Genomic DNA, 20,392 nt, shown 5'->3' with positions numbered 1-20,392 from the left:
GGGCGTCGAACTTGGCGGAACCACGCCCGCCCCGGTGCTCCTTAACCCACAAGGAGCGACGTCAAGTGTGTCACCTGAGCTCGTACCTCACGGCGGCCGGCGGAGTCCTCGCCGGTCTCGCCGTCGCCGCGGCACTGCTCGCCCGGCAGCGGCACATCATTCACCATCAGCGTCAGGCGCTGGCTGCCCGCGACCGTGACCGGTCCTACTGGCACCGGCTGGCCACGCACAACGACACGACCGACCTGCCGAACCGGCGGGCCCTGTGGACCCACCTTCAGGCCACGTTCTCGCTCGGGGAACCGCTCGGGCTCGTCCTCATCGACCTCGATCGGTTCAAGCAGGTCAACGACACCTACGGCCACGAGCACGGCAACGACCTGCTGCGCGAGGTCGGACGCCGCCTGAGGGCCCTCAGGCCGTCGGTCGCCCTGGCCGCGCATCTCGCCGGCGACGAGTTCGCCCTCGTCGTGCACAGCGACGACGGCGAGGTCGAGACTGCCGCCGAGGCCGCCCACCGGCGTATCGCGGAGCTCCCGTACGAGATCGCCGGGCAGCAGGTGATCGTCACCGCCAGCGTCGGCTACGCGCTCGCCGAGCCGGACATGCTGCCCCGCGACCTCCTGCACGCGGCCGACCAGGCCATGTACCTGGCCAAACGCAAGCGCTGTGGCGTCCGCGCCCACGACCCGGACCACGCCACGCCGCCGGGAATCGTCATCCGCTACCGCGACCTGCGGTAACACGCCCTCGGCACCAACCGCACCACGTCCCCGCACGCACCAGAAGCCCCGCAGGCCGATCCGGCCTGCGGGGCTTCTGCGTATGTCAAGGAGCCCGATCCCCATGATGTCCTTCAACACCGTTCACACCCTGACCGGGTGCCTGCTGCACATTGAGGCCAGCGCCGACCTTGTCGGCTGGGGCCGCCCGCCTCTCCTTCTGCTCGTCCAGGACCGGCCGGCCCCAACCGCACCGCGCGGCACGAGACGCCAGATGCGGGCCGTGCACCTACCGCTCAACGACACCCGCATGGGCCGCTACCGCGCCGGACTCGCCGACCTCCTACCGGACCTCACCACCGCGCTCGACATCAACCAGGCGGCCGCCCGGCCGACCCTCGCGGCCTGCGTCGACATCGGCCTGATCACGGACCTCCTCGCCGATCCCACCCCCGGACTTCGCCTGCTGGCCTGGGCCGTCTGCTACGAGGACGTCCTCGTCGAGTCCGACGACCTGCACGAGATCCGCCGCGTTGACGCGGTCGACGCCGACCGCCGCGGCTACCGGATCACGAGGCTGCGGGGCGAGCCGCACCCCGTGGTCCGCGTTGACGACCACGTCGACCACGACGCAGCGGCCACTCGCTCCGCACTGGCGCGTCTCGTCCAGACCACCAGCAGTCCCGGCCGAATCACGCCGACGGCCTCCTGACGGCCGCCGACGCCCCCGCTGGGAGCGCGGGTCCCGACCTCGCCCGCGCGCCGCACACCTGTGCCCTACGGCACCACCCAGGGAGACGACTTGACCTTCATCGAGAGAGAAGCGTCGATCAGCTAGGTCATTGTCCGGGGCTGCCATCAGGCATAACACGACCGGCCCCGACCGGACGGTGATCCCTGCCCGAAACTTCGACGGAAGGTCACCCCGCCATGTCTGACCGCAGCCGAACCCGCCCGTCCCACCGCACCCTCCTCCCCCGTGACGTCACCGACCCCCTGCTGTGGCGGCTGGCCGTGGACGTCCTCACCGCCCACCAACCCGGACCCGGCAACCGGTGCGCCAACCTGCAGTGCGCCGACCAGGCTGGGCCGTGTTCAGCCGCCAGGCAGGCACAACGGGCGATGCGCGCCGCGCGAGCCACACCACCGCCACAGCCGGCACCCGCCCGCGAACCCACACCACAACGGCCGGCCCGCGACTCCCTCGGATTCGTCGGCTGGTTCGCCAGCGGTCTCGCCGCCGCTGCCACGCAATTACTGCCGCGGGTCCCGCAGCGGCTGCCCCGCCGCGTCCCCGGGGCGACCCTGACCGCCGCCTACGCCGCGTAGCCGCAGCCCAGACGCAACGACCAACGCCGCCCGGCCCGGACCACGAGACCTCACGACCTTCGACCGCGTGGCCCACCACGGCCGCGCGGTCGTCGCCGTACCCGAACACACCACCACGACGAGGAGACACGACCCGTGGGAACCATCTGCTACGTCAGCGCCATCGATCCCGCCCAGCCGAGCACCGTCCACGCCCGCTACGTCCACTTCGACGGCTACCCCCTGGCGCTCATCGCGCACCTGCGCGGCATCTGGGCCACCACCGCCCGCCGCGACACTCAAGCCCTCATCGACGCGGTCCTCGCCCACGACTGGTACTACCTCGGATCCGACGTCACCCCAGACACCCGGTCGTTCCCCCACCAGCACCCCGTCGGGGGTGTCGGCGTGACGTTCGACGACACCGAGCCAGAGCCCGCCACCGTCTTCCCGCTCAGCCGCGCGGTCGACCTCGACGCCTCGTGGATCTACGTGATCAGCCCGGCCGACGACACGGTCACCGTGCACACCGGCGACGGCGATCCGGTCGGTGTCCACAGCCTCGGCTAGCCGGCAACCAGGAGGACCAGTCATGCCCGGCCACGCCTCTCCCCTCGTCCAGCGCCACTCCACGCCCTACCGCGCTCCCTACCTCACCTATCCCCTCGGCCGCTGGGGGCCGACGTGAAGCTCCGATCTCTGGTGTCAGTCGCGGTGGCGCTCGTCGCCGTATTCATCCTCTGCGCCGGTGGGCTCGGCGGATTCCTCGCCGGCGGCTCGGCCACCGCCGGATGTGACCCCATGGTCACCACTTCCCGGTCCACGTCAGACGGCACGGCGTCGCCACCCGGGCCGCCGCCCCTGTGGCCGGCGGTCGGTGACTGGGACAGCGACCAGGTCGGCAACGCCGCCGCGATCGTCACCACCGGCGCCCGCCTCGGGCTACCAGCGCGCGGCTGGGTGATCGCGGTCGCCACCGCTATGCAGGAGAGCAGCCTGCGGAACCTGCCCGCCGGCGACCGGGACTCGGTCGGGTTGTTGCAGCAGCGCCCCAGCCAAGGGTGGGGCACCTCCACCCAGCTTCAGGACCCCGTCTACGCGTCGGAGAGGTTCTTCGACGAGCTGGCCACGATCCGCGGCTGGCAGGCGATGCCGCTCACCGAGGCCGCCCAGGCCGTGCAGGTCAGCGCCTTCCCCGACGCCTACGCGAAATGGGAGGGACCGGCCACCCATCTGGTCACCGCGATCGCCGACACCGCAGGCCTTCCCACCGAGGGCCTGGCCGGGTGCGGGGCCACCGGCCCGTGGACGCAGCCGGTCCTCGCCCCTGTCGGGTCAAGCTTTCGTAGCTCGGAGCGGCCCGGTCACGACGGCGTCGACCTCAGCGCCCCGCGCGGCACCATCATCCGCGCCGCGTCCGCCGGGACCGTCCGCACCGTCCGCTGCAACGCCGTCCACGCCGACACCGGCGCCGATTGGGGCTGCGACCGCGACGGCGACCCCGCTCGCACGCGCGGGTGCGGCTGGTACGTCGACATCGACCACCCCGGCGGCCTGCTCACCCGCTACTGCCACATGGACCAACCCCCGATGGTGACGGTCGGGCAGCCGGTCGCCGTCGGCCAGCCCATCGGCGTCGTCGGCTCCACCGGCCACAGCTCCGGCCCGCACCTGCACTACGAGGTGCACCACAACGGCGATGCCAGCCCGAACGGCGCGATCGACCCGGTGCCCTTCATGGCCGCACATGACGCCCCGCTCGCCACCAGGCCCTAGCGGCGATACCGGCGGCCTCATGGTCACCCGACTCGACGGCCGTCGCGCCCGCGGACGACCGCCGCAACCCCATCCACACATCCCCAAGGAGGAATGGCCCATGAGCTCACCCGTACTGATCGGTGTTGCCGCGCTCCGCGGCAGGTACACCGCGCGGTCCATTCAGCTCGGCGAGGACCCGGAGGTCCTGGTGCCGCTGCTGCGCCGGATCTGGACCGACACGTTCGGCCGCGACACCGACGCCTTGGCCGCCGCGCTGCTGGCCCGCAACTGGTGGAGCCTCGCCGTCAACCCCACGCCTCGGCGATGGCACCGACAGCCGCCCGTATTGGGACTCGGCTACCCGACCGTGACCGAGAACAACACCATCCGGCAGGGCTCGCTGCGGGAGGACCTCGACGGGTTCGACGAGTGGATGTACTTGCTGCGCCCCGACCAGCGGCTGTTGGTGGTGTACGAGGCGACGGTCCACGGCCGCTGGCTGCGGCACAGCGTCCACCACCTCGACCCGGTTGAGGACCTGTTCGTCACCGCACCCGCCCTCGACGAGGGCGGGTCGGAGATGACCGTCTGCACCGTCTGCGGCGCGGTCGACGAGATCGACCACGTCGAGGTGCCGTCCATGGCCGGCTACGGCCACGACACCGCCACCAGCTGCACCCGCTGCGGCTCCTCTGTCGCCACCGACCCGATGTTCGGCGCCCGCCTCACCCGCAAGCCCTGGCCGCCGCACGCCCCCACCACGGGTGACGGGGAAGGCGGCGCCCGATGAGCACGCCCGACCCGACGCCGCCGCCGTCCACCGGCGGCGACCGCCTATCCACTCGCCGATCGGAGAGCACCATGACTTACCAGCCCGGCCAGCGCGTCGCCCTGGTCCACACCAGCGACCCGTACACCCAGTTGCGGCCCGGCGACACCGGCGCCGTCCGCCGCCACGACCAGCAGCAGAACATCGTCGAGGTCACCTGGGACAGCGGGTCGAGCCTGTCGATGTGCCTCGACGCCGGCGACCGCATCCAACCGGTCACCACCACCCCGCCGCCCACCGATGGGCCAGTCGACGAGGCCGCCAGATGGGCCGCCGCACTGCGGCAGATGCGCGCCACCGGCACCGAGGCCGGCCGCACCGCCGCCGAGTCGTGGGCACAGGACACCATCGGCGCCCGGGTCACCAGCGACACCCGCCTGACCGCCTGCCGGGTCCTGGCCGGCATCAAGGACGGGGATCCCGCCGTCCTCGACGCCCTGCCCCGCTTCACCTTGGCCGGAGATGCGGTCGACACCGCCGGATGGGAGCTGTTCGCCGACGCCACCGGCGACGTCTGCGGCTGGTTCGGGCTGCGCATCCAGCAGCGCGACGACGCGATGACCGTCTACCGCGACGCCTTCGACACCGCCGCCACCGACCGGATCGCCGACCTGTGTCACCTCGCGGCCAGCCCCACCGGCCGCGACGTGTCCCACCTGCGCCCCGAGAAGGTCCGTGTCGGCGACGTCGGCGTGTTCTCCGGCGACTGGGCGCTGACCACCGGCCCGGACGGCGGCGACCGTTTCACGGTCGGGTTCGTCGGCACCCTGATCGACCACTGGAACGGGTGGGCAGTGTTCTCCTGCACCCGTGCCGTGGCCGAGGCGATCGTCACCGACCAGCAGCGGCACCGCGACCAGTACCGCCACAGCCTGCGGGACGAGGGCGTGCCGGAGGACGAGCTGGACCGTCGGATCGGTGCCGCGTTGGCCGACCTGTCCTTCGACGGCGACCTCATCGTCGCCGACCAACGCACTATGTCCGACGACCCGGACGCCATCGAACGCATCGCCCCGGACGGCGACGACCGGTACGTGGTGATGGGCCGCAACTGGCGCTGGGAGGCCGTCGACCCCTACGCCTGCGACCAGATCGTCGGCGACCTGCCCGGACCAGGCGTAGGCCCAGACCCGGCCAGGGCCAGATTGGCACCGGCACAACCGCCGCAGTCAGGCGACACCGACACGCAAGCAGTCGAAGCACCGTACGCGCGCCGGTCGCCGGCCTGCGATTCCTGAGTCCGACCGTGCCTTCCCCACCGGTAGGCGCCCTGATCTGAACCCCGCTCCGCGTAGCCGAGCACGGCTACGTGCGCACTTCCCGCCCGCTGTGGCTCACCAACGCCGCCGCGCGCCCCGGGAAGGGGCGCGCGGCGGCTTATTCGCCAAGGAGCACCTCATGCCACGCCTGAACCGCACGCCGATCTGTCGGTCCCTGACCGGCCACACGCCAGCGCCGCAGCTGCGCGGGTACGACTTGATCACCTCCGGGAGCGCGGGTATCAGTTGCACCCCGACCGCAGCCATCGTCGGAGGTGCCCGGTGACCTCGCCCGCTCGACCCGCCAAGCCCAAGGCCAAGCCCCGCCCCATGTTCGGGCCGGTCCTGGCCCTGCTCGCGGCCGAACCGCACCGCGCCTTCTCCATCGGCGACCTGGGCAAGGAACTGCCCGGCCGGTCGTCCGGGGCGATCGGATCTGTCTTGAACCGCCTCGTCGACCGTGGTTGGGCGACCGTGTCCACCGGGTCGCCGCGCCGGTACACCATCACCGCCGAGGGCATCGACGCGTTCACCGCAGGAGCCGGCACCAGCCGCGCCCCCTCGGCCGCCGCCCCCGGCACGCCCACGGCGAGCGCCGCGCCGGCACCTGCTCCGAGCGGCCCGGTTCCCCCGCGTCCCGGCGCTGTCCTGCGCCCCAACGGGGTCTGGTACCTGCCCCGCCAGCTCGGCGACGGCACCGACGTCGAGGTGCTGCGCCAGCTGCGCCGCGACACCATCCCGGTCCTGCTCTACGGGCCACCCGGCACCGGCAAGACCAGCCTCATCGAAGCCGCCTACCCCGATGCGATCACCGTCGCCGGGCACGGCGACACCACCGTCGAGGACCTCGTCGGCAACTACGTCCCGCTGCCCGACGGCGGCTTCGCCTTCGCCTACGGGCCGCTCGTGAGCGCCATGCGCGCCGGACGCGCCCTGTTCATCGACGACGCCACCCTCATCCCACCCCGCGTGCTCGCCGCCCTGTATCCGGCGATGGACGGCAGGGCCACCATCACCATCGCCGTCCACCACAACGAAGTCGTGACCGCCACCGACGGGTTCTTCGTCTGCGCGGGCCACAACCCCGGCGTGCACGGCGCGATCCTCACCGAAGCCCTCGCCTCCCGGTTCTCCGTGCACATCGAGGTCACCACCGACTTCCAGCTCGCCCGCTCCCTCGGCGTACCCAACGGCGCCATCGACGCGGCGATCGCCCTCAACGCGCGGATGCGCAAGCACGAGATCGACTGGGCGCCGCAACTGCGCGAGCTGCTGGCGTTCAAGCGCGTCGCCGGGAGCCTCGGTCTCGCCGCCGCCGTGGCCAACCTCGCCGCGGTCGCACCCGACGCCGACCGGCAAGCCGTCGTCGAGGCCCTGCAGCGGGCCTACCGCGGCACCACTATCACCCCCCTCACCCTCGGCAAGCAGAAGTAAGGCAGGCCGTCATGACCAGCGTTTCCGCACATCTGCGCCCCTCCGGCGGCAGCCCCACCTCCACGGCCCCGGCTACCTCGCCCTGGGGCCGGTGGTCAGCGGCTTGGACCAGGCAGGCCGCGACACTGACCGGCCGACTCGACGCCATCGTGACCGTCACCCCGGCCGACGGCGGCCCACCCGGCTTCAGCTACCCCGCCACCGCCCAGATCCAGGTCGACGCCGACCTCATCGCCGACCCGGCGATCGCCGACCCTCGCCGGCCCGGGCACCGGTCGAAGGTTCCCGTCGCCTACGGCGTCCTGCTGCACGAATGCGCCCACGTCATCCACTCCCAGTGGGACCCACCGCCCACCGTGGCGCCCGTCGTCCGGGAGGCCGCGCTCCTGCTCGAGGAGTCACGCATCGAACGACGCTACCGCGACACTCGACCCCGCGACCGGCGGTGGCTACGCCGCGCCGTCACCAGCATCATCGACCCCGCCGACACCCCCACCGACACCTTGTGGAGCGCCGCCTACGCCGCCGGACTGCTCCTCGCCCGCGTCGACGCCCGAATCCTGTACCCCGCCGACGTTCGCGAGGCACGACGCGCCATCACCACGGTCCTCGGACGCAAACTCATCCGGGGCCTGCGCGCCGTCTGGCGGGAAGCTCACACCGTCGGCGACACCGACACCACCCGCATGATCGAACTCGGTGAACGCTGGTGCCGCCTACTCGGCATCGACCCGACCGTCACCCCGGGCCTGCCCGCCGACGACGCGGCCACCAGCGCGATCGCGGCAGCCATCTCCGGCGCCCTCGACACCATCCTTCACAACCCCGCCGACACCCCGGAACCCGCAAGCGACAGCAGCCGTCCCGACGGGCCCAGCATCCACGTCGACACCGAGACGCCGATCACCTGGGCCGAACGCGACGCCCGCGACGCCGAACGTCACGCCGCCAACCGGCTCACCGCCCTGCTGCGCCGCGCCCGCCACCGTGAACCCGCCCGCACCCGCGAACCCAGCGCCGCACCGCCCGGACGGCTGCGAACCGGCGCCGCGGTCACCCTCGCCGCCCAACACGCGGCCGGGGCCATCCCCACCGCCCAGCCGTGGCAGCGCACCGTACGCCGCCCTATCCCCGACCCCGAGCTGACTGTCGGCATCCTCATCGACGCATCCGGCTCGATGGAGGACTTCGCGAAACCCATGTCCTCCGCCGCGTGGATCGTCGCCCACGCCGCCACCCGCGCCGGGGCCACCAGCGCGACCCTTGCCTACGGCGACCGGATCACCGTGCTCATCCCCCCGGCCGCCGCCCGACCACAGTCCGCGACATGCGCGCCGACGCCGGCACGGAACGGTTCGTCGAAGCCTGCGCCGAAGCCGACCGACTCCTACACCTGTCCACACCCGGCACCGCACGCCTGCTCGTGGTGGTCTCCGACGGCCACTATGTCAACCCCGACGAATGCCAAACCACCATCACTCGCCTGCACCGGGCCGGATGCGCCGTCCTCTGGCTCGCACCCGACAACAAACATTGGCCATCCAAGGTCTACGACAACACCACGACTATCACTGTCGACGACCCCAGCACCTGCATCAACCTCATCGGGCACGCAGCCATCGAGGCCGTAACCAGAGCCTGAACGTGTGCCTTTTCGCAGGCTCCTCATCGTGTTGAGGTGGTGCACGAATCGACGACCGCTAGGCCGTCAGCCTGCGCAAGCTCCACGGCAATCTGGCCGCGGGAAGTCTTAAGGATCAGCCTGTTCTGCGCCAGCGACACTATCTGCCCGCAGTGCCGGGCTCCGGTGGTTAGCTGGACTTCCACGAGCTGCCGTTTTTCCGGGCCGTACCAAGTGACTCCGACTGCGGCGGTCAGTAGCGCCGCGCAGGCGAAGACCGCTACGACGCCTCTCCGTAGTGCCTGCATGGAGTCCGCGACCTCAGCGTCGCGGGCCAGGTCGAGCGGATCGGCCCCGGACGTCGGCGACAGTGGTGTTGGGCCGGGTCGGCCGTGTGCCGCCCGCAACAGCAGTAAGGCGCCGGCCCCGCCCACCACCAGGGCAGTCAGCAGCAGTGCGCCCACCACGGCCGCGTACCGGGGTGCGAGGTGGCTCACGTCGGTACGCCCCTTGATGAGGCCGAAGCCGATCAGACCGGCGAGCAGTGCGCCCAATCCATTGCGCCAGGCGAGTGCTCCTGCGCGTACCCGGGGCAGCTCGTCGGCGAGCAGCGCCCGCATGTTCCGGGCCGCATGCCGGTCTGCCGGCTTGGCCGGCGGGCCGGCCTCGATCGTCGGCGTCACGACGCGGTTGCCTGCAGCCTGATGTTCCAGTACGCGCCGCACCCCTCATCGTTGACCGGCCGTCCGGGGTGGGTCGATTTGCAGGTGCACAGCAACGCCCGCACGTCCGCCTGCCGTTCGGGGGTGCCGTTGAGAGGAACTTCGGTGACTACCTCGAAGTTCATCGGGTGCTTGCACCGAGGGCAGGTACCGTCGAGCCCTAGTCCGCGGCGGATTTTGGTGACGGTGCATGTGTCGACGAATGCCTGCGCGTATCCGTCGTCTGTGATCTCTTCGAAGGGCACGTCGGGCATGGGGTTTCCTCGCGATCAGGGGCCGGTGTGCGCGAACGGTGTCCATCGGTGCGGCCAGTCGGGGTTGCGGTTTCGCATTCGCCGAAGGATTTCGTGCAATACGCTGGGCGCGCGGTCGGGCTCTATCCGCCCGTTCGCCGCGATGGCGCGGTAGAGGCTGGTGAAGACTTCGGTGGAGGCGCTGTTGTCTACCGCCCAGAGGGCGGCGACGACGTGCCGGTAGCCGGTGTAGTGCAATGCGGCGGCTAGCGTGATCGCCTCGTCTGGCAGGTCCACACCACCCACGGCGGTCTTGCACGCCGATAGTCCCGCGAAGTCGCCGTGGAAGCGTTGGGTGGCGACTGATTCCACGGTGAGGACGCCATCGCGCAGCCGTAGCCCGCCGCGCGACGGATCCGCCAGATCTTGGTCGCCGTGGCAGCTGAAGTGAACCCAGCGGTGCACGGGTAGTTCGTTCAGGACGGCGGACGGGGTTGCGTCGGCGCTACCGAGCACCGTACGGCGGTGCTCCGGGAAGGCGTCGATCAGCGCTGCGCGCGTAGCTGCGTTGTCGATCGGCCTCAGCCCGGGCAGGTCCGGCACATCGACAACGAGCAGGCGGTCGAGTCCGCGGTCGGCCGCGCCGGGTCGGCGCGCCTCCAGCAGGGCGCGAAGCGTTGGGGTATATGACGACACGGCCCGGTCAAGGACGGTGCGCCCGGACCCGTGCTCGTTGTGGTGTCCGGCGGTGTGTAGCGGCAGCAGAGCGAGCGGGCCGGTCGGGCACCACCAGACCCGGGGCCACGACGAGATCGGGCCAACGGGGGGACCGAACCCGAGCTTGTCGAGCACTGGCTCGGTGATCGTGTCCCACATCCACTGCTGCAGGGCGGTGAGCATTGTGTCGACCCGCTTATACGCAGCATTGACTTCTTGATCCGCGTCTCGTTGCCGTCGGGCCGCTGTCCGTGGCGACTCCCCATGGACGGGTGTCGCCGCTTCGGCGGCTCTGATGTCGGCCTGCTCGGCGTCCTGGAGAACACTCAGGTAATGCTCGGTGCGTGCGCCGACCTCGGTGAGGGAGAGATCGGGAAGCTCGCGCAGGGTCACGCCGCTCGTCCGCACAATGAGCGCATCGCACCGCCCCCGGCTCACGTTGATGACAACCACTGGGCCGCCCTTTGCTGCGGGCAGTAGCGTCTCCAGCCGCGGCGGGTGCAGGAAGTCAGCGAACCCGTCCAGCTCGCGGACCTTCTGTAGGAGGCCGTCCCACTCGCGCGCAAGAGCCATTTGCCGGTCGATCGCGCCGTCGTCCACAGTCAGCCCCTTGCTTCTCGTACCGGCCCGGTCATCGCGTCACCCCAGTGCCCGACGGACAGCGTCCATCCGGTCGGCGAGCTCAGGTTCTACCGCCCGAAGTTCGGCTAGGTCTGTCCGGCGTCCGAGCCGGTGCGCCCACAGCACGTTCCGACCTTGTTCCAGCAGTTCGACCGAACTGCTTAGCCGATCAAGGGTGATTGCCTGCGCGGCGGCCGTGGTGATGATCGGGTTCCACCTGCGCAGTTGCGCCTCCTGGCTGCGCCGATCGAGCCCGTGCCAGGCGACCAGCGGTAGCAGGCTGACGGCGGTGGCGTTGCCTTCAGCGGCATCGGCAAGCCGTCCGTGCTGAGCCGCGGCGTAGCCCCAGCGGCTAGCGGCGCGAAGCCTCTCGATGCTGGGCGCAGTTTTCAGCGCAGCCGCCTCGCGGAACAGCTCGATCGCCTCGGTGAGGGCATTCGAGACGGCGGGTGCGGCCGCGTACCGCTCGACCAAGCGTTGACCCAGCTCAGAAAGGAAGGCGGCACGGCTCGGGATGCCGGCCCGGACACCCTCGAGCGCCTGCCTTAGTAGCCCGATGGCGTGATCCAGGTCCCCGAGGTTCCCGCCGATTCGGAACCGCTCTACATAACACGCCGCCAAGTTGAGCCGCCGCGATGGTTCTTGGTCACCGTCTATGGCCACAGCGCGGATCCCTGTCCGAATTGCCTCGTCTATGTCGGATATTTGCTGGGTCCATTCCGCCAGCACGCGCCTGACGTTGGCGAGGTTGGACAGCATCGCAGCGTGCCGCGCCGACGATGGTGGTGAGCCGAGAACGGCCTCCTCGCAAACATCGACGGCCTCGAGCAGGTCGTCGATGTTTTCGCGCAGGCTGAATCGACTCTCCAGCGCGCTAGTAAGGACGGAAAGCAGGTCACCGTGGCGCGGATCCCTTGCATCCATCGCGGCTCGGGCGGCCCGCGCGTGCGTGACGGCGCTGTCCAGATCTTCGAGGCTGCGCGCGAACTGGTAGCGGTCGAGGCAGATCTTCGCCAGGTTGAAGAGGTGCCCCGCTTGCTCCGGGCGCCCTGTCGAAGCGTCGACGGCATCCTTCGCCATGGTCACCGCCCCGGTGAGGTCGGTGAGGTTGCCTGTCGCCTCGGCGCGTCGGCCATGCGCTATCGACAGCAGGCCCAATGCTTCGCCCCGCTCATATTCATTGACGGCCGCGGCGACCGCGCTCTCCGCCACCTGGATCAGCTCGGCTAGAACGGACCAGTCGCGGTGGTGATGGAGATAGGTGTTGAGGACCAACCCGAGGTTGTTCAGCCGGACGTATCGTCCAGGCTCGACTTCCGCATACGCCGACTCCCGCCCGACGGTCAATGCCTCAATCAGGTCTCGTGGGTCCCCTCCGAACTCGAAGCGGGCGGTGAGGGCGAGTGCCAGCATCGACAAGACCTCGGCCCGATGTTCCGGGGGCGAGGCCAAGTCGGCCAGGGCCCGCCGGGTCAGGTCGACGGCACGGCCGAGGTCGTCCGAGCTCTTTTGTCGGGTCCCCCGCTCCCGGTAAGCGATGCCGAACTGCACCAGCGACGCGGCGGTTTGCTCGGCTTCGGGCGCACGTCCGAGCGCACGGCGATGGAGTGCGAGGGACACCTCCACCGCGGGAGAGGCGTCTTCTCCTCCCGCCAGCAGCACTTCGGCCAAGGCGACCTCTCGGTCGGCGAGGGAACGATTTCGGTCACCTACCACGGACAGGCGACGGGCACGCATACTCTGGGCACCGGCGCTTGCCGCATCGCCCACGGCGCTGAACAGTTGGGCGAGGAAATCCGAAATTGATCTCGCTAACCCGAAGTGTCGCTCCGCAACATCGTCGAGATCAACGAGCCTTCCGGCGTCGCCGGTCACCGCCGCCAGCAGCAGATCCCGGACCAGCATTGCCGTCGAGGGCGAGAGAAATTCCTCCGGACTGCCCTCGTCGGCACGCCTGATCAGCGCCAGGCCGAGTTCGTCGGCGGAAGGCATCAGTGCCTCCGTCTGCGGGCTGCGGCTAACCGATGCAGGTACTGCGTGGCCTCGCTGTGCCCAGCCGCCTCGGCTCGGCGCAGCGCTATCTCGGCTTCGTCGAGCTCGCCGACCATCATGAGGACGATCCCCAGGTTGAAGATGGCATTGTGGTCGCCCGCCGCGACCGCCGTGCGAAACAGGGCTATAGCTTCGTACGGATCCTCTCGCTGAAGCCGGATATTTGCGAGGTTCGTGATCGCATCGGTTAGACCGCCGTCCACCGCCTGGCGCAGCAGCCGCTCGGCTTCCTCCAAGTCCCCGCGCTCGCTGAGCATCTCAGCTAGGTTCATCGCCGCATCGGCGCTCCCGGCCGCGGCGGCCTGCCGCCAGACCTGCTCGGCCTCCGCCTGACGACCGGTACGACGCAGCAGATTCCCGAGGTTGAACGCCGCACCGACATGCCCCCGGGCGGCGGCCGACCGGTAGAACTGTTCCGCCCCAGCCGGGTCACCAAGGGTGTTGCGGATGATGCCCAGACTTAACTCGCACTCCTGCAGCATGTTCGGCGGCTCCTGCGGAAGACCGACCGCCAACGCCCGCCGGTAGTGCCGCTCAGCCTCGGCGTACTGGCCACCGTCCTTGAGGATCGACCCGAGCAGGAACGCGGCCAGCCCGTGACCCGCGTCGCTTGCGTGCCGGAACAAGTCGACGGCAGTGGCCAGATCACCCGACTGCGCACGTGCCACCGCCATCTCGAATTGCGCCTCTGCGTCACTCACCGGTTTCCCTCCGTGCAGCGAATGTCTGTTGCGCGATCTGCAGGTTCTGCTCGATCTGGCGTCGTGTTGCGTGCTGAGTCGGCAGTGCTTTGGCGCAGGCGGCCTGCGCCTGCCTCAGCAGCGCGAGTGCGTCCGCGCAACGTCCGGCACCGAGGTAGACGGCGGCCAGGTTGTTTGCTGAGTTCAGTGAATGCATGTGCACCTCGCCGAGCACATGCTGTCGGGTCCGAAGGGTTCGCTCGTGCAGGGCAATGGCATCGTCGATCCGTCCGGCCTCGTGGTATGCGGCGGCCAGGTTGTTTGCGGTGGACAAGCTGTCCACATGGTCGGGCCCAAGCGCCCCAGCCGATGCCGCCAGGGCGCTTTCGTAGGTATCGACAGCGCGGGACAGGTCACCGCAGATTTCGTAGGCGTGCGCCAGGTTGTTGAGCGAGGTGAGAGCGTCCGGGTGCTCGGCGCCGAGCACCCGGAGGCGGTCTTGCAGCACCTGCTCGTGCAGGCTCCGTCCGTCGTCTACGCGCCCCTGTGCGAGGTACGCCTCGGCGAGGTTGCTCAGAATCGTCAGCGTCTCGGGAGAGTCGGAGCCGAGGACTTCACGCCCTATCTCTTCCGCCTCCTCGAGCCGCCTCACGGCGGCCTCATGTTGCCTGGCGTAAAGCAGCGCCATCGCCAGGTTGACCAGCACTGTGACGGTCTCGCGGTGGCGCGATCCGGAAACCTGCCGGCGCGCCGCCAGGGTCCGCGTTAGCAGGCCCAGCGCCCGCGAAGGCTCACCGGCCAGGACGTACGAGTGGCCGAGATCGTTAGCCGCAGTCAGGGTGATCGGGTGGACAGTTCCGTAGAGCTGGTTGAGCCGCGCGTACCGCGTCTCGTACGCCTGGACAGCCTCGGCGTATCGGCCCGCGCGCACCAGACCGATCGCCGCCTCATCATTTTCGCTCAAGTACCCCTGCCTAAATGGACGGTCGGGCTCGGCCCCCGCGACAGGTCATCCGCTTTGTGGCTGATCACCGGCGGGCTATCCAGCTCTCTCACCAAATGTGAGTTCGTCAGGGGAGACTACGGAACCGAACCCAACGCCAGGGTCGGTCAAACGAGCCGAACCGGGAGTCAGATCATGGACACCGCCAGAGGGCCTGCACGGGGCAGCCTTCTTACCCCGAGGCAATGACATGAATTCGGCTAACGTTTGACAATCGAAGTCGAATAATGCTTTTACCCCGACCTCACGCATCGAGGTCGACGCCACCCACATCGCCGAGCGCCCCGACATCACCGACCCGACCAAGGCCCGCCACAAGCGCCTCGTGCCCACCGGCTACGGGCTGCTCGTGCACGGCGCCGCGCAGGCCGCGCACAGTCACTGGACCACCCCGCCCGGCACCCCGCCGATCCTCGCCCACGTCGCCAACATGCTCGAGGAATCCCGGGCCGAAGGACGCCAACGCACCCGCCGCCGGGGCGACCGCCGATGGCTGCGCCACGTCGTGACAACCCTCCTCGACCCCGACGACGCAGCCGTCGGCGACCCATGGCACCCGGGACAACTCGCCGCCCTGCTCCTGGCCCGCGTCGACGCCTGCATCGTCACCAGCAAAGACGTCCGCCCCCGTCCGCGCCGCCGTCACCGGCGTCCTCGGACGCAAACGCCTGCGCCACCTGCGTGACATCTGGCGCGAGGCCCACACCTGCGAAGACACCGACGCCGACACCATGATCTGCCTCGCCCGCCGCTGGTGTCAGGTCCTCGGCATCGACCCCGACCAGCAGTACGACACCCCCGTACCGGACGCCGACCTGTTCCCCGGCCGCCTCGCCGCTGCCCTCGTCGACTACCTCGCCGTCGCCGCCGGCGTCACCCCGGCCGAGTACGCCGCATCGATGCTGGCCCGCCGGCATAGCCCACCCCCAGAGTGGGACCGCCGGGACCCAACCGAGCAGGAACACCGCGCCGCCCGAGACCTCGCCGGCCGGCTGCGGCAGGCCCGCACCAACCACCCTGAACCCGGCCGGCGGCCCTCCGCGATCCCACCCGGCCCGGCTGCGCACCCGCCACGCCATCACCGCCGACGCGCAAACCGCCGCCGGGCAACTGCCAACGGCCGCCCCGTGGCAGCGACGTGCCCAACTACCGCCCGAGAAGCCCCGTCTGCACCTGGCGATCCTGGTCGACCTGTCCGGCTCGATGGACCAATACACCGAGGCGATGTCCTCCGCGGCGCGGATCTTCGCCCACGCGGCCCGCCGCCCCGACGCGACGACCACCACCATCGGCTTCGGCGACCGCACCACCGTCCTGGTAGCTCCACGCACCTACCCGAAGCAGGTGCTGCACATGCGCACCGACCTCACATTGGCCTTCATGGGCGACACGACCGCCCAAGCCGAACGCCCACAAACCCGTGGAACCGTGGCACTCGGCATGCCCACGACAGGGCCTTGAACTGCGAAGGACTGAGAACCACGGTCGTCTCGATCAAGCCGAATCACGTGCTGTTCAGCAGGGTTTGAGTGGCAGGATCTGGTTGAATTAGCTATTGATCTGGTGTGCCAGTTCGGCGTAACGGCCGCCGGTCTGGAACTCAGGCAAGAGGAAGATTCGTGGGGTGTCGAGCGCGTGCATGGTGCTCAGGCCGCGTAGCTCGTTGGCCAGTTCCACAAGCGTGGCCGGGGAGGCTAAGTCGACGGCAGGTCTGCCGGTGGACAGGCCGGCTATCACCTCAATTGGAGAGTCGAAGGCGGCCGCCTGAAATCGGAGTTCCTCGTATAGTCGGCGGCTGCGTTGGGCGGGTGCAAGAGATGCCACGGTGGTGCCGACGTGTATCAGCCCAGCAGTTGCCGCCGTACGTAGGGACAGGGCCGCGTTCTGTGCGGCGTTCTTGGCGTTCCGTTCGATGAGGATGGCGTCCGGTGGCAGCCCTGCGGCAATGGCGATGGAGGCCAGAAAGTCGGCTTCGGCGATGCCGAGCGCGGTCAGCGGGCCGGAGTCCTTGCCCGTTCCGCCGGTGAACACGACGTGGCTGACGCCGCCGCGGTCGTGCAGCTGGGCGGCATCGTAGGCCAGTTGCGGATCGGCGGCGCCGAAGACGACGAGGACGTCAGTCGGCTGGGCCGCGGTTGGTGGCGTGCCGTGCGGCCCGGCCATGATGTCGAGCAGCTGGGTTCGGATCGACATCGGCAGGTCGGCAATTGCGGTCACTACACGCTCCTCGGTCATGCGCGGTTCGGTGGGTCGGCGGTTCGGATCCAGTCGGCGACGATGGCTGCTTCGTCGTCGGCGGCGTTTTCTCGGAACAGTCGTTCGGCGTCGGTATACGCACGTAACGCCGCCTGTTCATGGCTACCCAGTTCGCCGAGGGCTCGGCCCTGGTAGGCCAACGATCGGGCGCAACCGAGCGGATCGCGGACCTCCTTGTCGAAGACGGTTGCCGACGTGTCGTAGCTGCGAGCCGCTTCCGCGAGACGTCCCTGAGTTCGTCGGAGATCGCCGTAACGGCGCCATCCGAACGCCTTCAGCCGGGAGCTTCGCGAGCGGCCGTTGCGGTCGAGCCTTTTGGCATATGCGAGGCTCCGGTCGATGAGCTGTTCTGCTTCCGCCAGCGCGTCCGGGTTGTCGGCTCTGTTGAGCAGATGTGCTATGCCGAACGCAAGCTCGAATGAGGCGATCCAGTTCTCTCGCGACTCGGTGGAGATGTTCGGGGCGTAACGGTCGAAGGCGGCGCGGGCGGTCTCGTACGCGGCGACGGCTTCGGTCGAGCCTGCCGGGTCCGTGCCGAACTCCGCCTCGAGCCTGCGAAGATCTGCGAGCTCCCGCATAGTGGTCGCGACGCCGGCGACCGCGCGACGCCGCCGGTCAGGCGGACTGGCGGTGGTCGACTCCTGGACGTACAGGCGGAGGCTATGCTCCAGGTAGGTGCGGGCCCGCATTGCCGCCTCTCGCGACATTGTCTGACTACCGCCTGACGGTTGTAGGCGTTCGCTGTGCTCGAGCAGGGTGACGAGGTGTCTCCTGCCCCGGTTGCGCAGCCAGCGTGCAAGGTCGAGGCGGTCGCCGCCGGTCGCCTGTGCATGCGCTGACGCGGCCTCTTCGACACGGTCCCAGTCGTCGAACGAGCGTGCAGTTTCCAGAAAGTAGAACGCCGAGCAAGCCAGACCCGTGGTGATCGGCAGGGGCGGCGTGAGCGAAGCGGCGTGGATGACGAGGGAGACGAAGTTCGTGCGTTCTCGCTCGAACCATTGGAACGGGCCGCCCGCTGCTTGGGTCATGTAGACACCGACCGGGTCTTCAGTTCGCCAGGCATTTCGCCTGTCGAGGTCCACCATCAGATTGTCACGGTTCTGCCAGTCGAACACCTCGTTGACTCCGTTGTAGTACAGGTCGGACAACCGCGTGAGCGCGTCGCGGACCTCATCGACGAATCCTGGGCTGGCCGCGATCTCCGCTGCGAAACTGTGCAAAAGGTCGTGACGGCCGATCCGCAGTGCCAGTGCTGGTGTCCGGTCGACGCCGTCCGGCACGCCATCGGCGAGATGCCGTTCGGCGGACGGGTCGTACGCCCATTCCAGCAGGTGATACGACCGTACAACGTTTAGCAAGTCTCGGGTTCTCGAGATGTCGAGGCCGAGGAACGCGGCCATCGTGTGCAGACTGGCGGTCGAGCCCTTCGCAGGGAAGACGCCGAGGAGGCGGAATGCACGCCGCGCTGCGTCGGACGGCAGTGCTTCGTAGGACCAGGACAGCACTACTCGGACGTTCGCCAAGTCGTCGCCTGATCGGCTCATCGGCGCAAGGGCACCGGCTTTGGTGGCCAACTCGGCAACGACCTCGTCGAGCCGCCGGTTTTGTGCGGTCTCGGCGACGACCCGCAACGCCAATGGGAGCCCGGCACAGTACTCGGCGATTTCCCTCGCCACCTGGGGATGCCCTGCGAGACGCCCACCCATTACGGCATCCAGCAGGCGCATGGCGTCCTCACCAAGTCGGCCGATATGCAAGGTTCGGGCACCTTCGACGGCCCGCAGACCGTGCAGTTCGCGCCTGCTGCTGATGACGACACGGCACATGCTCGGGATGCCGGGCAGGACGGGTCGAAGTTCGGTGTAGTCGTCCACATTGTCGAAGATGAACAGGCAACGCCGACCCCGGATCGCATGCAGCAGACTGACACGGCGCGCCGTCGGGTCCGGTGGTATTGGCTCGCCCGGTTTCAGATGGGCCAGCCATTCTCCGAACGCGTCAGAGATGTTTTTGCGACTACCCGGCTGTCCGAATCCACCGAGATTGAAGCCGAGAACGTCTACAGCTACTCGGCGGTGCAATCCATCGGCCCAATGGGCCAGCAGACCCGACTTCCCTACCCCCGCCTCACCCAGCAGCAGCAGGGGCGGAGCAGGATCGTCCTCCGAGAACCACCCCTCCAGCTGAGCCAGTTCGGACTGACGACCGACGAAGGGCGTCGGCGGCAAGTTCGCACGGCACAGTACCGGCTCCCTCGACGACGTCGCAGACTGTTCAGTCCTGAACAGGACCTGAATGAGGTGCGTCTTCAGCGTGGCGAAGGTCAGGCTGCCCGGAAAGGTCGGGTCGAGGATCGTGGAGTGGTTTCCGGGCAGTGAGCCGACGTTGGGAAAGACGCTCTGCGCCGAGGCGCGGGTGACCACGTTGTCGGTACGTCCAGCGTAGGCATACACGGGGATCGGGCAGTCACGGTCACTGGGGGTCTGGGCGTTCACTACTGAGCGCAGGAACGTGCGTCGGGCCTCGGTGGCGTCGGCGACCAGCGTGGCGAGTTGCCCGGCTTGCGGGTGGCGGCCGAAGCCGAGTGCCCGGCGGATGGTGCCGAGGTATTCGGAGCCCTCGTTGGGGCAGGCGAGCAGCACGATCGCGCGGATGCGGGCGAGTTCACGGGCCCGGCCTTCGTGGACCATCCACGCGAGGTGCCGTTGCAGGATCAGGCCGCCCTGGCTGTGGGTGACGATCACTACTGGTCGGGAGGGGTCCTGGAGCGCGAGGTGGCTGCCGAGGGAGTGGGCGATGTCGTCGTAGTCCGGGATGCGGGTCGGTGACAGCGGCAGCCGGATCTTCGGTGATTCGTAGCCGAAGGGGTCGACGTTGACGCCGGTCAGGTCGGCGTCGGTTTCGATGAGTTGGACGAGGCGGTCCCATGTGCGCGTTGCTGACCAGAATCCGTGGATGAGGACGAGGTCGCCAGTAAACATGGGGGCTCCTGTCGCGGCGTTACCGGCATAGTACGCACGGCTACGCCGGACGAGGAACGAACGGGTACTCGACGGGCGTCCTGGCCGTTGTCCTGTGGGAGGCACCGTCCTGGACGGCCTCCCAGACCGGAACTGGACGGATCTTGCCAGGGCTGTACGGACCCGGATCGGTATACGCCCGATATAACGTGCCTTG

Annotated in this window: 20 protein-coding genes; 10 read left to right on the top strand and 10 right to left on the bottom strand. The window is 69.3% G+C overall.

Features of this window, described 5'->3' with window-relative positions:
- Window positions 1-65: 65 nt before the first annotated feature.
- The 9 genes from OHB44_RS10025 (at window position 66) to OHB44_RS09985 (ending at window position 8,941) form a co-directional block, all read left to right on the top strand.
- Complete coding sequence (locus tag OHB44_RS10025) at window positions 66-743, top strand: GGDEF domain-containing protein (protein ID WP_330440521.1); 678 nt, start codon at window positions 66-68, stop codon at window positions 741-743.
- Window positions 744-846: 103 nt separating this feature from the next.
- Window positions 847-1,434, top strand: coding sequence for a hypothetical protein (locus tag OHB44_RS10020; RefSeq protein ID WP_330440519.1), 588 nt, complete (start codon window positions 847-849; stop codon window positions 1,432-1,434).
- 218 nt (window positions 1,435-1,652) lie between these two features.
- Window positions 1,653-2,051, top strand: coding sequence for a hypothetical protein (locus tag OHB44_RS10015; protein WP_330440518.1), 399 nt, complete (start codon window positions 1,653-1,655; stop codon window positions 2,049-2,051).
- 135 nt (window positions 2,052-2,186) lie between these two features.
- Window positions 2,187-2,600, top strand: a complete 414-nt coding sequence (locus OHB44_RS10010; protein ID WP_330440517.1) for a hypothetical protein — start codon at window positions 2,187-2,189, stop codon at window positions 2,598-2,600.
- A 114-nt stretch (window positions 2,601-2,714) separates the two neighbouring features.
- Window positions 2,715-3,806, top strand: coding sequence for a M23 family metallopeptidase (locus OHB44_RS10005; RefSeq protein ID WP_330440516.1), 1,092 nt, complete (start codon window positions 2,715-2,717; stop codon window positions 3,804-3,806).
- Window positions 3,807-3,906: 100 nt separating this feature from the next.
- Window positions 3,907-4,578, top strand: a complete 672-nt coding sequence (locus OHB44_RS10000) for a hypothetical protein (RefSeq protein ID WP_330440514.1) — start codon at window positions 3,907-3,909, stop codon at window positions 4,576-4,578.
- A 71-nt stretch (window positions 4,579-4,649) separates the two neighbouring features.
- Window positions 4,650-5,855 (top strand): DUF4314 domain-containing protein, encoded by a 1,206-nt coding sequence (locus OHB44_RS09995; RefSeq protein ID WP_330440512.1) that lies wholly within the window; start codon window positions 4,650-4,652, stop codon window positions 5,853-5,855.
- Between the two features lie 303 nt (window positions 5,856-6,158).
- Window positions 6,159-7,310, top strand: a complete 1,152-nt coding sequence (locus OHB44_RS09990; protein ID WP_330440511.1) for an AAA family ATPase — start codon at window positions 6,159-6,161, stop codon at window positions 7,308-7,310.
- Window positions 7,311-7,321: 11 nt separating this feature from the next.
- Window positions 7,322-8,941: a VWA domain-containing protein gene (locus OHB44_RS09985; RefSeq protein WP_330440510.1), complete on the top strand. Its 1,620-nt coding sequence runs from the start codon at window positions 7,322-7,324 to the stop codon at window positions 8,939-8,941.
- Between the two features lie 34 nt (window positions 8,942-8,975).
- Here OHB44_RS09985 and OHB44_RS09980 read toward each other — a convergent pair whose 3' ends face one another.
- The 8 genes from OHB44_RS09980 to OHB44_RS09945 all read right to left on the bottom strand — a co-directional run bounded on the left by OHB44_RS09980 (window position 8,976) and on the right by OHB44_RS09945 (window position 15,975).
- Window positions 8,976-9,614, bottom strand: a complete 639-nt coding sequence (locus tag OHB44_RS09980) for a hypothetical protein (RefSeq protein WP_330440509.1) — start codon at window positions 9,612-9,614, stop codon at window positions 8,976-8,978.
- Window positions 9,611-9,907 carry a hypothetical protein gene (locus OHB44_RS09975; protein ID WP_330440508.1) on the bottom strand — a complete coding sequence of 99 codons (297 nt, stop codon included), beginning with the start codon at window positions 9,905-9,907 and terminating at the stop codon, window positions 9,611-9,613. Before OHB44_RS09975 ends, OHB44_RS09980 begins: the two co-directional genes overlap by 4 nt.
- A gap of 15 nt (window positions 9,908-9,922) precedes the next feature.
- Complete coding sequence (locus tag OHB44_RS09970) at window positions 9,923-11,203, bottom strand: CHAT domain-containing protein (RefSeq protein WP_330440507.1); 1,281 nt, start codon at window positions 11,201-11,203, stop codon at window positions 9,923-9,925.
- A 39-nt stretch (window positions 11,204-11,242) separates the two neighbouring features.
- On the bottom strand, window positions 11,243-13,216 hold the full coding sequence (locus OHB44_RS09965; protein WP_330440506.1) for a hypothetical protein: 1,974 nt from the start codon (window positions 13,214-13,216) through the stop codon (window positions 11,243-11,245).
- Window positions 13,216-13,977 (bottom strand): tetratricopeptide repeat protein, encoded by a 762-nt coding sequence (locus OHB44_RS09960; RefSeq protein WP_330440504.1) that lies wholly within the window; start codon window positions 13,975-13,977, stop codon window positions 13,216-13,218. Before OHB44_RS09960 ends, OHB44_RS09965 begins: the two co-directional genes overlap by 1 nt.
- The gene (locus OHB44_RS09955; RefSeq protein ID WP_330440503.1) at window positions 13,970-14,920 is read right to left on the bottom strand and encodes a tetratricopeptide repeat protein; all 951 of its coding nucleotides are present in this window, start codon (window positions 14,918-14,920) and stop codon (window positions 13,970-13,972) included. The genes OHB44_RS09960 and OHB44_RS09955 overlap by 8 nt, the downstream gene beginning before the upstream one ends.
- Before the next feature lie 283 nt (window positions 14,921-15,203).
- A complete protein-coding gene (locus tag OHB44_RS09950) occupies window positions 15,204-15,515 on the bottom strand; it encodes a hypothetical protein (protein WP_330440502.1) in 312 nt (103 codons plus the stop codon).
- Window positions 15,516-15,564: 49 nt separating this feature from the next.
- A complete protein-coding gene (locus tag OHB44_RS09945; RefSeq protein WP_330440501.1) occupies window positions 15,565-15,975 on the bottom strand; it encodes a hypothetical protein in 411 nt (136 codons plus the stop codon).
- Window positions 15,976-16,183: 208 nt separating this feature from the next.
- Between OHB44_RS09945 and OHB44_RS09940 the strand changes: the two genes are divergently transcribed.
- Window positions 16,184-16,420 carry a hypothetical protein gene (locus OHB44_RS09940; protein ID WP_330440500.1) on the top strand — a complete coding sequence of 79 codons (237 nt, stop codon included), beginning with the start codon at window positions 16,184-16,186 and terminating at the stop codon, window positions 16,418-16,420.
- A gap of 87 nt (window positions 16,421-16,507) precedes the next feature.
- Here OHB44_RS09940 and OHB44_RS09935 read toward each other — a convergent pair whose 3' ends face one another.
- A complete protein-coding gene (locus OHB44_RS09935; protein WP_330440499.1) occupies window positions 16,508-17,194 on the bottom strand; it encodes a YdcF family protein in 687 nt (228 codons plus the stop codon).
- Complete coding sequence (locus OHB44_RS09930) at window positions 17,191-20,196, bottom strand: alpha/beta fold hydrolase (RefSeq protein ID WP_330440498.1); 3,006 nt, start codon at window positions 20,194-20,196, stop codon at window positions 17,191-17,193. Before OHB44_RS09930 ends, OHB44_RS09935 begins: the two co-directional genes overlap by 4 nt.
- Window positions 20,197-20,392: the final 196 nt, after the last annotated feature.

Source organism: Micromonospora sp. NBC_00821 (assembly GCF_036347035.1).
Lineage (GTDB): Bacteria > Actinomycetota > Actinomycetes > Mycobacteriales > Micromonosporaceae > Micromonospora > Micromonospora hortensis.
The sequence above is the reverse complement of the archived record's forward strand: the minus strand, read 5'-3'. Positions and strand labels throughout refer to the sequence as shown.

Coding starts and splice junctions, on each gene's coding strand:
- OHB44_RS09935 (WP_330440499.1), bottom strand. CDS start 17,194: ATGACCGAGGAGCGTGTAGTGACCGCAATTGCCGACCTGCCGATGTCG.
- OHB44_RS09975 (WP_330440508.1), bottom strand. CDS start 9,907: ATGCCCGACGTGCCCTTCGAAGAGATCACAGACGACGGATACGCGCAG.
- OHB44_RS09965 (WP_330440506.1), bottom strand. CDS start 13,216: ATGCCTTCCGCCGACGAACTCGGCCTGGCGCTGATCAGGCGTGCCGAC.
- OHB44_RS09995 (WP_330440512.1), top strand. CDS start 4,650: ATGACTTACCAGCCCGGCCAGCGCGTCGCCCTGGTCCACACCAGCGAC.
- OHB44_RS10015 (WP_330440518.1), top strand. CDS start 1,653: ATGTCTGACCGCAGCCGAACCCGCCCGTCCCACCGCACCCTCCTCCCC.
- OHB44_RS09985 (WP_330440510.1), top strand. CDS start 7,322: ATGACCAGCGTTTCCGCACATCTGCGCCCCTCCGGCGGCAGCCCCACC.
- OHB44_RS09940 (WP_330440500.1), top strand. CDS start 16,184: ATGTCCTCCGCGGCGCGGATCTTCGCCCACGCGGCCCGCCGCCCCGAC.
- OHB44_RS10000 (WP_330440514.1), top strand. CDS start 3,907: ATGAGCTCACCCGTACTGATCGGTGTTGCCGCGCTCCGCGGCAGGTAC.
- OHB44_RS09930 (WP_330440498.1), bottom strand. CDS start 20,196: ATGTTTACTGGCGACCTCGTCCTCATCCACGGATTCTGGTCAGCAACG.
- OHB44_RS10020 (WP_330440519.1), top strand. CDS start 847: ATGATGTCCTTCAACACCGTTCACACCCTGACCGGGTGCCTGCTGCAC.